The 13,299-nt window shown below is 56.3% G+C and carries 15 protein-coding genes; 12 read left to right on the top strand and 3 right to left on the bottom strand.

Annotated elements, in window-relative coordinates:
• Positions 1 to 243 (top strand): hypothetical protein (locus VMW85_08225; GenBank protein ID HUT28014.1); only part of this gene is annotated, 243 nt, incomplete at its 5' end.
• On the opposite strand, the gene VMW85_08220 is transcribed toward VMW85_08225, so the two are convergent.
• Positions 230 to 1,111: a hypothetical protein gene (locus tag VMW85_08220; protein HUT28013.1), complete on the bottom strand. Its 882-nt coding sequence runs from the start codon at positions 1,109 to 1,111 to the stop codon at positions 230 to 232. The genes VMW85_08225 and VMW85_08220 overlap by 14 nt on opposite strands.
• Positions 1,112 to 1,217: 106 nt before the next feature.
• On the opposite strand from VMW85_08220, the gene VMW85_08215 reads away from it, so the two are divergent.
• From VMW85_08215 to VMW85_08165, 11 genes are all read left to right on the top strand, one after another.
• Positions 1,218 to 2,765: a mechanosensitive ion channel domain-containing protein gene (locus VMW85_08215; GenBank protein HUT28012.1), complete on the top strand. Its 1,548-nt coding sequence runs from the start codon at positions 1,218 to 1,220 to the stop codon at positions 2,763 to 2,765.
• A 61-nt stretch (positions 2,766 to 2,826) separates the two neighbouring features.
• Positions 2,827 to 3,342: a nitroreductase family protein gene (locus tag VMW85_08210; GenBank protein HUT28011.1), complete on the top strand. Its 516-nt coding sequence runs from the start codon at positions 2,827 to 2,829 to the stop codon at positions 3,340 to 3,342.
• On the top strand, positions 3,339 to 4,289 hold the full coding sequence (locus VMW85_08205) for an endonuclease V (protein ID HUT28010.1): 951 nt from the start codon (positions 3,339 to 3,341) through the stop codon (positions 4,287 to 4,289). The genes VMW85_08210 and VMW85_08205 overlap by 4 nt, the downstream gene beginning before the upstream one ends.
• Entirely contained in the window at positions 4,286 to 4,732 is a 447-nt protein-coding gene (locus VMW85_08200; GenBank protein HUT28009.1) for a DUF5788 family protein, read from the top strand. The genes VMW85_08205 and VMW85_08200 overlap by 4 nt, the downstream gene beginning before the upstream one ends.
• A gap of 129 nt (positions 4,733 to 4,861) precedes the next feature.
• Positions 4,862 to 5,284, top strand: coding sequence for an Lrp/AsnC family transcriptional regulator (locus VMW85_08195; protein HUT28008.1), 423 nt, complete (start codon positions 4,862 to 4,864; stop codon positions 5,282 to 5,284).
• 1 nt (position 5,285) lies between these two features.
• Entirely contained in the window at positions 5,286 to 6,158 is an 873-nt protein-coding gene (dapA, locus tag VMW85_08190) for a 4-hydroxy-tetrahydrodipicolinate synthase (GenBank protein HUT28007.1), read from the top strand.
• A gap of 20 nt (positions 6,159 to 6,178) precedes the next feature.
• A complete protein-coding gene (gene dapB / locus VMW85_08185; GenBank protein ID HUT28006.1) occupies positions 6,179 to 6,958 on the top strand; it encodes a 4-hydroxy-tetrahydrodipicolinate reductase in 780 nt (259 codons plus the stop codon).
• Positions 6,955 to 8,310, top strand: coding sequence for an aspartate kinase (locus tag VMW85_08180; GenBank protein HUT28005.1), 1,356 nt, complete (start codon positions 6,955 to 6,957; stop codon positions 8,308 to 8,310). The genes dapB and VMW85_08180 overlap by 4 nt, the downstream gene beginning before the upstream one ends.
• A complete protein-coding gene (gene lysA / locus VMW85_08175; GenBank protein HUT28004.1) occupies positions 8,311 to 9,567 on the top strand; it encodes a diaminopimelate decarboxylase in 1,257 nt (418 codons plus the stop codon).
• Positions 9,564 to 10,388, top strand: coding sequence for a diaminopimelate epimerase (gene dapF / locus VMW85_08170; GenBank protein ID HUT28003.1), 825 nt, complete (start codon positions 9,564 to 9,566; stop codon positions 10,386 to 10,388). The genes lysA and dapF overlap by 4 nt, the downstream gene beginning before the upstream one ends.
• Before the next feature lie 9 nt (positions 10,389 to 10,397).
• A complete protein-coding gene (locus tag VMW85_08165; GenBank protein HUT28002.1) occupies positions 10,398 to 11,555 on the top strand; it encodes an aminotransferase class I/II-fold pyridoxal phosphate-dependent enzyme in 1,158 nt (385 codons plus the stop codon).
• Positions 11,556 to 11,665: 110 nt separating this feature from the next.
• Here the strand turns inward: VMW85_08165 and pgk are convergent, their stop codons facing one another.
• Both pgk and VMW85_08155 read right to left on the bottom strand, forming a co-directional pair.
• Positions 11,666 to 12,898 (bottom strand): phosphoglycerate kinase, encoded by a 1,233-nt coding sequence (gene pgk, locus VMW85_08160; GenBank protein ID HUT28001.1) that lies wholly within the window; start codon positions 12,896 to 12,898, stop codon positions 11,666 to 11,668.
• A gap of 149 nt (positions 12,899 to 13,047) precedes the next feature.
• Positions 13,048 to 13,299 (bottom strand): glyceraldehyde-3-phosphate dehydrogenase (locus tag VMW85_08155; GenBank protein HUT28000.1); only part of this gene is annotated, 252 nt, incomplete at its 5' end.

Below are 13,299 nucleotides of genomic sequence, written 5' to 3'. Positions count from 1 at the left end.
GGAGCCCGGCCCAAGTTCGTGGCCGCCAGCTACGTGCTCAGAGTGTTCCACCGCACCGGGGTCCTGCCCGATGGCGATTACAGGTCCGCACAGGCGCTGGTGGAGACACGATATCCCGATGACGCTCATCGCTACCGCCAGTTATACGCAATGCTGGTCCAGCTGGCCAAGCAGTACTGCCGTAGCCGCCCACGGTGCAATAGATGCCCGCTGGGGCAGGACTGCTCTTTCACGCACCAATGATGTAGAGCAGAAGATTTCCCACCAGCAGTGAGAAGGGCACTGCCAGGGCCATAGGGATAAGCAGAGGAATCATGGGAGTGACCCAGGGGCGGTCCACGCCAGCTGCACGCAGTCTTTCCCAATCCACATTTTCATCCGAACGGGGAAAGAGCGTCGTTCTGAGGCGCCCGTCGACGATCCTCTCCATGGGCCACACGTGCTTTGAAGGCGCCTCATCGATGCTCATGCGAAAGCCTAAAAACATCAAGGGGAAACGCAGGTCCTGGTGCACCACGTTGATCAGGAAGAGACCGACGGACACCAGTAAGGTCAGTATGGCGCCGTTGAACAATATCAATAGAGGGAACGGTAACACCTCTTGGGCCGCGGGCTGGTTCAACGTCAATAAGGGCAGTCCTTCAAGCGAAGGATAGACAGGGAAACAAAGGGACAGGGCGATGAGGGCCTTGGCATCGGCGCCACCTTTGATCACATCAAATTGGTATAGAACGTAGAAAAGGACGAACAGCAGAGGGATGGTCACCAAGGTCCAGTAATGTCCATCCCCGAAATGCTCCAAGCTAAGGTAGCCATAGGCTAGGATGGTCAATGCATACAGTACAAGGGGCAGAGGGTTGATGCCGTCCTCAAGGATGCCGGGGCGGTCCCACAGCAGGTCCATGAACACCAAGCTGATCAGTCCCAGGCACGCCAAGAAGATCCAAGGCGCTCCATCCGACCAAAGCTGCCATCCGAGCAACAAAGAGCCACCCAATCCGATGATGTACCAGTGAACATTGGAGGCCGTTCGGGTGCGCCAATCGGAGATGGCCGCTACGATCATGACGGTCAGGGCTAGGATGATGCGCGCCCAGGTAATCTCTTCCATGCTCCGAGCATGGGTGAAGAACGATTAATGGTTTACCACACTGATATGGGTGTCGAGAAATCCTAAATATGACGTATGTTCTCGAGGGACCGGAACGAGGACATACATGAAGTTAGATCGGACCGCCCGGAACTGCGTCATGCTTCTATCGCTCAGCTTTATGCTTTTAGCGGTCATGATGGCTCCGATGGTTTCCGCCGCCCCGGTGAACGTTTTCTCCGTGGACGACGATTATAAGAAGGTCATCGCAGGTGACCCGGTCTCCTTTGAATGGATCCTCTATAACAACGATACTGTGCCCTACGTGGTCACACCCGAAGCTGATCGATCATCCAGCAACGATTTCAATTTAGTATTCGATCAAAGCCACATCACGCTCTACCCCGGTGCTTCGAAATCCATATTGTTGACCGTCACCACCATCCCAGAATTGTCCGCCAAGGTGCTGAACTTCACTGTGACGTTCACTATCACCCAGATGAACGAGCTGTCCAATGTCATCATCGTTAATGATACGGTGCAGATCGAGGTGGTCCCGCTCTTCGGTACCATGGCCGGGGACAATAAGATACTGGGCATATGGGACAACCAGATGCCATCTCCCTTGGATGGGAACCCGGGCGCCTTCGCGGTCAGCGTGGGGATATGGACGGCCATCGCGTTGTTCGTCATGCTGGTGGCCGACCCCATCCTACATGTGCTGACCTCAAAGACCGCTACCGAGCTGGATGACATCGTTCTGCGCATCATACGCGGCCCGATACTGATCCTGATAGTGCTTTTCGGTGCGGTAAGCTCCCTGGAGATATTGAGCCTGGACCGGTCTCTGATTGCCGACCTGGAGCTCCTTTACCGCATCTCGTTCATACTGATCATGGCCTGGCTGGTCTACAAGATATACGATGGTGTGCTCATCTACTACGGCCACGAGCTTGCCAAGAAGACCGACTCCGAGGTGGACGACGTGCTCATCCCCGTACTGGAGAAGTTGGGAGTGATCGTCATACCGATGGTTGCCGTCATGGTGATATTCAGCATGTTCGGATACGATCTCACGGTCATCCTTGCCGGCTTCGGCTTCATGGGAATAGTGATCGGTTTTGCCGCCCAATCCACGCTGGCCAACTTTTTCGCCGGGTTGCAGATGGTGATCGACCGACCTTTCAAGATCGATGACCTGCTCCGACTGGACAATGGCGATATATGCGCGGTTCGCAAGATCGGAATGCGATCAACGACCTTGTACAACACCTTCACCCATGAGCTAGTGATCGTTCCCAACAACGACATCGCCAACAAGAAGATCGTAAACATGGTGCTGCCAGACCGCAAGCTCAAGATCGCCGTCGCCGTTGGCGTGGCCTACGGTACCGATGTGGACCTGGTCAAGAAGTTGATGCTCGATGCTGCCATAGCCCTGCCCGAGGTGATCAAGGACGATGATCATCTTCCGATAATACGCTTCAGCGATTTCGCCGACTCCTCATTGAACTTCACCGCCTTCATCTGGATAAACGACCTGGACAAGCAGTTCAAGGCCGCCTCCGACTACCGTACCGAACTGCTGAAGATGTTCAACCAGCACAACATTGAGATCCCATTCCCCCAGTCCGTAGTATGGCTGAAGGACCTGGCGAAGGCCGAGGATCAATGAGGTCTAGGCCAAAAATCATTATCCCACCTTCAACTAATACCTACATTGGTTAAACGAAGAGGTGTCTGAGTTGGAGGTCAAGGGGGCGATCAAGGCTCGAAGGAGCATTCGTAAGTTCAAGTGCAAGGAACTGCCTACCAATGTGCTGGACCACCTATTGGAGATGGCCAGGATAGCTCCGTCCGGAGCCAACCGTCAGCCTTGGGAGATCATTGTCATAACCGACCGTCTGAGGCTCAGGGGGCTGGTCCCAATATGCAAGGAGCAATCGTTCATTGCTGACTGCGCCGCATTCTTCGTGGGCGTTGACGACCCGCAACAGAAATGGGCCCGGGTCGATCTGACCATCGCCCTGGACCATATCAGTCTGGCAGCGGTAGAGGAGAGCATGGGTACCTGCTGGATAGGGGCCTTTGACCACGAATTGCTGGCCAAGTTCGTCGATCTGCCCAAAGAGAGAACGATCACGGTATGCATGGCTCTAGGGTTCCCGAATGAGACGCCGGCAGCTCGCGGTCGCAAGGACATCGAGGACCTGGTCAGCTGGGACCGGTACGGGGTCCGTGAGCGCTTATGATGGACAAGGAGTTCCATCTTCAGGACCATGACCTGTATAGGTACGTGTACGACCTGACGGTGCAGATACCGGAGGGGCGGGTCAGCACATACGGTGCTTTAGCTAGGGCATTAGGTGACCTGGCCGCCTCCCGCGCGGTGGGTCGGGTCCTCTCCGTGGACCGCCCCCGTCCCTTCAAGGTGCCCTGCCACCGTGTGGTCTACTCCAATGGACGCACTGGTTGGTATAATGGGGCGGGGAAAGGGGCGGAAAGGAAGCAGGAACTTTTACGATCGGAAGGTGTGCCCATCAACGACGGCAAAGTGCTGAACTTCAAGATGACGTGCTTTGACGATTTCCTCAAGGATCCCATACTGGAGAAGATGGCCGCGGTCCAGAGGGAGCTGGCCGCCAACGTGCTCCAGGAAGGGGACGCCCTGGCCTTCGACCGCATAGCCGGTCTGGATGTCTCTTACGATGGGGACAAAGCATTCGCCGCCATGGTAGTACTGGACCGAAAAGGGGTCATTTTGGAGGAGCGTGCGTCCGAATGCCAGGTGAACTTCCCTTACGTACCGGGTTATCTAGGGTTCCGGGAGATGCGGCCCTATTCGTTACTTTTAGAGCAAGGGCGTCAAGACACACTGTATCTCATCGATGGGCACGGACGGGCCCACCCCCGCCGGGCCGGGATCGCCTCCCAGTTCGGAGTGGTCCACGACGTTGCCGCCGGCGGGGTGGGCAAGAGCGCCCTCTCCGGAAATGTAAGATCTGGAACCCTATACTTGGACGACGAAGAGGTAGGGCGGGTGGTAAAAGGTCCTAGGGGAAAGGCCCGCTACGTATCTGTCGGTCACAAGGTCGGGTTGGACTCTATCTGCCAGCTAGTCAGGTCCCTGCCCAAGGACCCCTTGACCATGGCACACGACCTGTGCGGTCGCGTTCGGCGGGGGGAGGAGCATCGGTGAACGGGGACAAGTGCGCTGACGATTGCCTAACGCCCGAGGAGAGAGGAAAGATACTGTCTCATTTTCATTCATTGCTCTTCTGGGTTGGGGAGTTCGTTCCTGAACTGGAGGAGTTGGAGGGGCAGGAGGTCCCCTTAAGGGACGTTGTCTTCCAATTCATTACCGAGCATTCGCCAAGCGAGGCCACCATAAAGGGCGCTCATGAGCTGGCGACCTTGCTGGATAAGAAAGCAAAATCGCTGGAGAAGGACCTGGCCACCAAGGACATGGGGAAGTTGAGGGCATACGAGGTCATGCACGAGGCCCTGGGGCTTCTGAGAGCGGTGGACGAGCTCCGCAGCGTGAAGGCTGAAGAACGTCATGTAAAGGCAAAGGCCTTGTTGGCGAAGGTGAGCGACGAGCGCCGATGGCTAGATTTCGTTAAGAAGATCAATACAAACTAAGCTCTTATACACGAAACATTTCAAAATATACGAGCTTTTTCGGAAAATATTAATAATATTTTACTATTAACTAAGTTTTGAATACGAATTCAGAGAATTTCAATGAAGTGACCTAGGGGCGTGAATTTATTGATAGATCACCTGGATGATAAGATCATAGAGATACTGAAAAAGGATTCGAGACGGCCTTTCGTAGAGATAGCTAATGAGTTGGAGGTCTCGGAGGGGACCATCCGCTCCAGGGTCAAGAAGCTTTTTGAGGAAGGCGTGATACAGGCGTTCACCATAAAGACCAGCAGCAAGAACGTTAAGGCTCTGGTAGAGGTTAAGATCGATGTCAACGTGAACACCTCCGACATAGCCGACCAGATCGCCGGATTCAAGGGAGTGTCCGAGGTATTCGAGGTCACTGGGGAGGAGGACATCGTAGCTATTATCGATGTCACATCATCACCGCAGCTGAATGAGATCATCGAGCAAATACGCCGATTCGATAACGTGGAATCGACGCGCACGCGGCTCATACTCAAAGAGCATTTCGGAGCTGATTAAGATGTTCAAAGGATGCGCAACAGCGCTAATCACCCCCTTCAAGGAGGACGGTGAGATCGATGAGGACGGGCTTCGGGAGCTTGTCGCTCTGCAGGAGGAGGCAAAGATCGACGCCATCGTGCCCTGCGGCACCACTGGAGAATCGGCTACCCTCACTCACAAGGAGCACCTGAAGGTGATCGGCATCGTCAGGGAAGAGGCCAAACGGGCCAAGGTCATTGCCGGGGCGGGCAGCAACGCCACTCACGAGGCCATCCACCTATCGAAGGGGGCCAAGGACCTGGGTGTGGACGGCGTTCTGTTGATATCACCTTATTACAACAAGCCGAATCAGAAAGGTATATTCCGTCATTACGAGGCCATCGCCAAAGCGGTGGACATCCCGATAGTGGTCTACAACGTTCCCAGCCGCACAGGCTCCAACATAGCCGCCCCGACCATCAAGCGCCTCTCTGAGGTGCCGAACATCGTGGCGGTGAAGGAGGCCAGTGGGAACATGTCTCAGATCATGGGTATATTAGCCACGGTGTCACCCAAGTTCAACGTTCTTTCCGGGGACGATCTGCTCACCTTTCCCATGTTGGCGCTGGGCGCGCAGGGCGTCATATCGGTCACATCCAACATTGTGCCGGAGATGATGGTCGAGATGACCCATGCAGCCCTGGAAGGGGATTGGGTAAGGGCCCGACGGTTGCATTTCAAGATGCTCCCGCTCTTCACCGACCTGTTCCTAGATACCAATCCCATACCGGTAAAGACGGCGATGAGGATGATGAAAAGGCCATCTGGGGTCTTCCGTTTGCCCCTTTGCGACATGGAACCGGGAACCGCTGAGATACTAAAGAGGACACTGACGGAATTTAAGCTAGTGTAAGGTCGAGGAGGCGCCTAGACATGATTGATGTAGTAGTAGCAGGAGCCACAGGTAAGCTGGGTTCCATGGTGTGTTCCCTGATCAGGGAACAGAAGGACATGAGACTGGTTGGAGCGATCGTCTCCGCCGAGGGCGGGAAGGCCGGGCAGGAACTATACCCCGGGGTGATCGCAACGGGGCCGGAAGGGTTGGACGATATATGCCGCCGATGTACAGTGTTGGTGGACGTGAGCAATGCATCGGCCGCTGAGCGCAACTTGCCGGTGGCGGTAAAGGCCGGAGCGAACGTCGTCGTCGGTACGACCGGACTTTCACAAGGGTTCATGGAGAATTTCCGGTTCACGCTGGGCGAGACCCACCGTTCCGCCCTGATCACACCAAATTTCTCTGTCGGGGTAAACGTGTTCTGGAGGGCATGTCAGACCCTGGCGAGGGCCTTGCCAGATTATCAGGTGGAGATAATCGAGATGCACCACGATAAGAAGAAGGACGCTCCATCGGGGACGGCGGCCAAGGCCGCCGAGATCATTTCCGCTGAAACCGGGGTTGACCGCATGGTCCACGGCCGGGAAGGAATGGTCGGTGCCAGAGGGCGGGAGATCGGCATACACGCCGTACGGGCCGGTGACATAGTGGGCGAACACACCGTCATATTCGCCGGGAACCACGAGAGGATTGAGCTGACACACAAGGCACATTCCCGAATGGCCTTCGCCGAGGGTTGCGTGACATCGGTCCGATGGGTCGCCCCATTGAGCGACGGAAAGGTTCACAATATGGAAGAGGTGCTGAATCTGTGAGGAAGGTCATGAAGTTCGGCGGCACCAGCATGGGTGGGGCCGAGGCAATGTCCCGAACTGCCGACATCATTATGGGGTACGATTGCCAGCGAGCAGTGGTGGTCTCCGCCATGTCAGGAGTGACCAATTCGCTTCTCGAGATCATGACCGATAACAGAAAAGAGGTGCCGGATTATCTGTCATGGCTCAGAGCTAAGCATCTTGATACTGCACGAGAGAACATCTCCGCGGACCATATGTCCGAATACCTCGACGAGCTGGAGCATCGCCTGGTTGAACTAGGCCGTCTGATACATCTCTTCCGCCAGGACGAGGGCCGGATCATGTTCCAGGACGCCCTGTCCAGCTGGGGAGAGAGGCTCTCCTCGCTCACCCTTTCTTACATATTGCGCAGCCGGGGCGTGGAATCAGTGGCCGTGACCTCCGAGGACATCGGCATCGTGGCAAATGGCCCGCCCGGAAATGGGAGCGCGGACCTGCTGGCAACAGAAGCCAATTTGCGGAGGACCCTGGTCCCCCTGCTGCAGGCGGGATGCGTACCTATCATAACCGGTTACTACGGGTGTGATCAACGAGGAAGACCGCTCACCTTCGGCCGGGGTGGTTCCGATTACTCAGCCGCGGTCGTAGGCTATGGCGTGGACGCTGACGAAGTGGAGATATGGACCGATGTCGACGGCTTCATGTCCGCCGATCCCCGGGTGGTGAAGACCGCTCGCACCATTACCGAGATGGATTACGGCGAGGCTGCTGAGCTAGCATACTTCGGTGCCAAGGTGTTGCATCCTCGGACCATCGAGCCGGCCAAACGTAAGGGGGTGGCCGTGATGGTCAAGAACACCTTCAATCCTCGGGGCAAGGGTACCCGGATACACGGTCTGAACCGGCGAGGCAGCGATATGTTGAGGAGCGTAGCCCTGAAGACCGGGCTGGCCATAGTCAAAGTTTACTCATCCGAACTAGTCTATCAGCCGGAACTGGTGGCCAGGATAGTAGGGTCCATCTGCTCCAACGGGATATCCATATACGCTGTTTCCACCTCCCTTTCCACGTTGGCCGTGGCAGTACCGTCGGAATCGGTGGGTGAGGTATGCGAGCGTCTGCATGGGTTCCGGGATGAAGTGGAGGCGGTCAAGGTCAAGGAGGATGTTGCCCTCATATGCGCCGTTGGCGATGGCATGCTGGAGATCTGCGGGGTGTCGGCAAAGATATTCACTGCGGCGGCGGACGTCGGTGCCAATGTCGAACTGATCTCCGAGGGCGCATCGGACATCGCCCTGAACTTCATGGTAGGCGACGCCAAGGCCGTCGAGGTTATCAGGAGATTGCACGAACTGTACATAGGTGCTTGAATGAGAAAATTTCAGAGCAAGAAGGACGAAATGATCATTGGCGGCATGTCGACCACTAAGATCGCCGAGCGTTTCGGAACTCCGGTCATGGTTACAGACGAGACCGCGCTGCGGGAGAACTACAGGGCGATATACAAGGCATTCAACGACAAGTTCCCCACTAGGATTAACTACGCCTGCAAGGCCAACACCAATCTGAGCATACTGCGGATACTGGAGCAGGAAGGTTCCAGCATAGACGCCGTATCCATCGGAGAGGTGGAATCGTGCCTTCGCGCCGGCTTCGTCCCGGAGCGTATCCTATACACCGGGGTCAGCGTTTCTGACAAGGAGATGCGAGCCGTGGCCGAAAGAAAGGTCCCTATCAACGTAGACTCCGTTAACCAGATGCGTCGTTTGGCGGGTATGAACCCAAAGCACCCCATATCCCTGCGTGTCAACCCGGACGTCGGTTCCGGGCACTCGCAGAAGGTGGTCACCGGGACCAAGGGGGCCAAGTTCGGTATTCCCAAGGAAGAGATAATCTCCGCTTATGCTGAGGCCATAGAGCTTGGCTTCGTGCCCAGGGGCCTGCACGCCCACACCGGGTCCGGGGGACGCGACCCTGCCGTGTTCGGCCGGGTCACCGAAGTGATGGTGGAGATATTCGAACGGATACGCTCTGAACTGGGGCTCAAACTGGAGTTCCTGGACATAGGTGGGGGCATGGGCATACCTTATCGTCCGGAGGAAGAAAGCATGGACCTGGACGCGGTGGCCGCGGAGGTCGCATCCAAGATCAAGGGGAGCGGGGTCAGAACACTGCTCATCGAACCAGGGCGCTACATCGTGGCCGATACCACCGTCCTACTGACCAAGGTGAACGACGTCAAGTCCACACCAGTGCGCGATTACGCTCTGGTGGATGCAGGTTTCAACACGCTCATCAGACCGGCCTTCTACGATTCCTATCATCATGTCGCCGTGGCCAACCGCTTCGATCAGGCGGCCGATGTCAAGTACGATGTGGCCGGGCCGATATGCGAGAGCGGGGATTACCTGGCCAAGGAACGCATGCTGCCCAGGGTACAGGTTGGCGACATTCTTTCAGTTTACGATGTCGGTGCCTACGGCTTCGCCATGTCATCCAACTACAATTCGAGGCCACGTTGCGCCGAGGTGCTGGTGTTGGACGGTAAGGCGTCGCTCATCCGGGAAAGGGAGGAGGTCTCGGACATGTTCCGCCACCAGAAGGTTCCGGCGAGGTTGAGAGAATGAAGTTCTGGAAGTATCATGGGTTGGGCAACGATTTCGTGCTGGTCGAGAATCTGGACGGAAAGGCGTCCAAGGACCCGGACCACGTTAAGGCGGTCTGTCACCGGCGATTCGGGGTGGGTGCGGACGGTATCCTCTACCTAGAACAGAGCGAAAAGGCCGATTACGCCATGCGAGTGATGAACTCGGACGGCTCCGAAGCGGAGATGTGCGGAAACGGCATACGCTGTCTGGCCAAGCATATCTACGATCTAGGACACATTTCTAGAACTGAAATGAACATAGAGACACCGGCGGGCGTGATGCACATCAAGGTCGATGTGGAGGACGGCAAGGTCTCCACCGCCACGGTGGACATGGGCAGGCCGATATTAGACTGTCCGGCCATCCCCATGGTCTGTCAGGGACGTTTCATAGATCAGCCGATAAATGCCGGTGGCCGGGAACTGCATGGTAGCGCGGTCTCCATGGGGAACCCCCACCTGATAATCTTCGACGAACTGGACCCGGAGGAGATGGACCGATTCGGCCCATTATTGGAGAGGCACGAGCTTTTTCCCCGCAAGACAAATGTAGAATTCGTTAAATCGGTGGATGGGGTATTGGAGCTTAAGGTCTACGAAAGAGGGGCCGGATGGACAATGGCCTGCGGGACTGGTGCTTGCGCCACCACGGTGGTCGCTGCTCTGCTGGGTAAGGCGCACTTCGACGAGGAGGTGCAGGTGAGATTGCCCGGAGGTAGCCTGTGGATCAGGGTCTGGAAAGACCTTTCCAAGGTGACCATGCGCGGCCCCGCCAGCTTGGTGTTCAAAGGTCAGATGTGAGGTGTAAAGATGGGATTCGAATACGCTAACAGATTGAAGATGTTGCCTCCTTATCTCTTCGCCGAGATAGAGGACAAGGTCAACAAAAAGAAGCATGAGGGTGTGGACATAATCGATCTCGGCATCGGCGATCCCGACCTGCCCACCCCTTCGCCGATCATCGAGTTCATCCAGAAGGAGCTGGAGGACCCAGACAATCACCGTTACCCATCCAGTGCCGGAGAGGCCGAGACCCGCAAGGCCATAGCCGAATGGTATCAAAAGCGCTTTGGCGTAGAGGTCGATCCCAACGGCGAGGTGGCCATACTCATCGGGAGCAAGGAAGGGCTGGCGAACATCTGCCGCGCTTTCGTGAACCCAGGGGAAAAGGTGCTCTCTCCAGACCCGGCCTATCCTGTATACGCTCAGGGCGCGGCGCTATTGACCGATGCCGTGCCAATACGCTTCCCGCTGCTGGCAGAGAAAGGATTTCTTCCGGACGTTGAATCCCTGCCAACGGACGCCCGCATGATCTACCTGAACTACCCTAACAATCCAACGGGGGCGGTGTGCGATGAGACGTTCCTGCTGTCCGCGTCACGCTGGTGCGTGGAGACGGACACCATATTCTGCTATGACAACGCCTACTCGGAGATGACCTTCGATGATTACGTTGCTCCGTCAGCGCTCCAGGTGGCCCAAGGGGATGGGACCATCGAGTTCGGTTCCCTCTCAAAAACGTTCAATATGACCGGGTACCGCATCGGATACGCGGTCGGGGATGCCGATCTCATATCCGGTCTGAAGAAGGTCAAATCACAGATCGACTCCGGCGCTCCCAAGTTCCTGCAGAGCTCAGTCAAAATGGCCCTGGGCCAATACAAGAACGCGGAAAAACCGCAGATGGTCAAGGACAACATCGCCGTCTACCAGGAGCGAAGGGATGTGCTGGTGAATGGTCTACGTAAACTGGGGTTCAAGCTGGATCTGCCGAAGGCGACGTTCTACCTGTGGATGAAGGTGGACGGTCCATCGATCAAGTTCGCCGATGAGATGCTCAAGGCTGGCATCGTGGTCACCCCGGGGATAGGGTTCGGGCAGAATGGCGAAGGGTACGTGCGCATGGCCACCACGCAATCCGTTCAGCGGATCGAGGAGGCCCTGGAGCGCATGGCCAAAGTGCTCTGAGCCAAAACCACTTCCAACAACAATTTTTTCTTGATTTTATAAAAAAGGACGATCGACGCGATCCGATCATTACGCGGTCCGTTGCTCAGCGCCCGCCAGTGTTTCCATGCTTATTTCAGAACATGACGACGGTAGGAAGCCCTGAGGGCGTCGACGACCGGCATCGGCTTGCCGAGGATGTATGTCTCGAGAGCCCCTCCACCGGTGCTAACATATGAGAAACGATCACAGCAACCAAAGCGCTGAGCAGCGCTGACGGTGTGCCCTCCTCCTATCACCGAGAAAGACTTGCCGCCGACCGCGGCCTCCATGAGCAGATGGGTTCCGAGCGCGAAACCATCGGTCTCTATCTTACCCGCAGGTCCGGAAAAGAAGATGGTACAGGCATCTTTCAAGATATCCACGAACGCCTTGGCGCTTCCGATGCCGATGTCGTGTATGGGGTGCTCGGATGGAAGATCGGAGACAGGGACATCCATCCTGGCTCCGTTCACTTCCAGGGCGACATCGAAAGGCAGATCGATGCTATCGCCGTACATCTCCATAAGGCGCGAGGCGGCTCCGATGTTCTCCTCGGTGAACTCTTTCATAAGGTTGCGTTCGCTTCTCTCACCCAGATCTACCCCTTTGGCCTTCAGGAACGCATTGGCCACCAGGCCGACAAGTATGACCCGATCGGCGATCCTACTGCCCAAGACCCGGTCGACCACCTTGATCGCGTCAGAGAACTTCGCCCCGCCGAGAACGAAGATGCAAGGATGCGCAGGCGAGCCGAAAACCGTTTCCAACGCCTGCAGCTCTCTCTCCATGAGCCTTCCTGCGGCAGAAGGCATAACGGCCTGAAATCCCACCAAGGAACATTGAGAGCGGTGCGCCGCCCCGAAAGCGTCATTAACATAGATGTCAGCGAGCTTCGAAAGCACCTCGACCATTGGAGATCTGGCATGCTCATCCATCGACCTCTTCTCCATCTCACCTGGCTCATCCCTCACGTTCCGAAGCATTATGGCCATGCCCGGCTTCATATTGGAGATGGCCTTTCGAGCGTTCTCTCCGTAAAGGTCATCCACATAGTTCACTTCCTGCCCCAAGAGCTCGGCGATACGTCGGGCGTGGCTCTCCAGCGAGATATAGTCCCACTCCCCCGGCCGGCTCTGGTGCGCCAATATGACCACCTTAGCCTTACGGGCCAGCAGTTCTTTCAGAGTGGGGAGGATCTCCCGGATACGATTGTCATTGGCCAGTTCAAGGGTCACTTCCTGTAGCGGGCAGTTGATGTCCACACGGTAGATGACGGTCTTATCTTCAAGATCAAGGTCGTCGATGGTGAGATGGTCCTTCATGTCATTTTCCCCTGGTGGCCATATTGAGAGCTGAGCAACGGCTCTCCATCACCAGCATGGCGATGCAATAAAAAATGATTTGCTCGGCCACCAGCGATTCCGGTCAATTTTTAATACGAGCGAAACCGGGCCGCGGATGGCCTTTTAGTTCAGCGCAGACCGATGGCCCGGTCAGTGCGCTCGATGGATGCCAGGTTATCCTGCTCCAGTTTCATAACGGCACGGATGCAGTCGACGTTCTCCGGGACCACATCGCTCTCCTGGTGGACGGCCTGATAATAATAAAGGGTGGAATCGACCATCTTCACCCCGTCCTTCCACACGGCTATGTCCATCATGTCCCCGCGTGGTCGGCCCAGATCCTTGGCCAGCTCCATTATCTGCCCAGTGTTCTTGACGCC

The organism is Methanomassiliicoccales archaeon (genome assembly GCA_035527755.1).
Classification (GTDB): domain Archaea; phylum Thermoplasmatota; class Thermoplasmata; order Methanomassiliicoccales; family UBA472; genus UBA472.
This window is presented reverse-complemented; position numbering and strand designations above follow the sequence as displayed.

What these genes read in the sequence shown, in the direction of transcription:
- pgk (HUT28001.1), bottom strand. Translation starts at nt 12,898, where the DNA reads ATGAAGGACCATCTCACCATCGACGACCTTGATCTTGAAGATAAGACC.
- dapA (HUT28007.1), top strand. Translation starts at nt 5,286, where the DNA reads ATGTTCAAAGGATGCGCAACAGCGCTAATCACCCCCTTCAAGGAGGAC.
- VMW85_08215 (HUT28012.1), top strand. Translation starts at nt 1,218, where the DNA reads ATGAAGTTAGATCGGACCGCCCGGAACTGCGTCATGCTTCTATCGCTC.
- dapB (HUT28006.1), top strand. Translation starts at nt 6,179, where the DNA reads ATGATTGATGTAGTAGTAGCAGGAGCCACAGGTAAGCTGGGTTCCATG.
- VMW85_08165 (HUT28002.1), top strand. Translation starts at nt 10,398, where the DNA reads ATGGGATTCGAATACGCTAACAGATTGAAGATGTTGCCTCCTTATCTC.
- lysA (HUT28004.1), top strand. Translation starts at nt 8,311, where the DNA reads ATGAGAAAATTTCAGAGCAAGAAGGACGAAATGATCATTGGCGGCATG.
- dapF (HUT28003.1), top strand. Translation starts at nt 9,564, where the DNA reads ATGAAGTTCTGGAAGTATCATGGGTTGGGCAACGATTTCGTGCTGGTC.
- VMW85_08220 (HUT28013.1), bottom strand. Translation starts at nt 1,111, where the DNA reads ATGGAAGAGATTACCTGGGCGCGCATCATCCTAGCCCTGACCGTCATG.
- VMW85_08205 (HUT28010.1), top strand. Translation starts at nt 3,339, where the DNA reads ATGATGGACAAGGAGTTCCATCTTCAGGACCATGACCTGTATAGGTAC.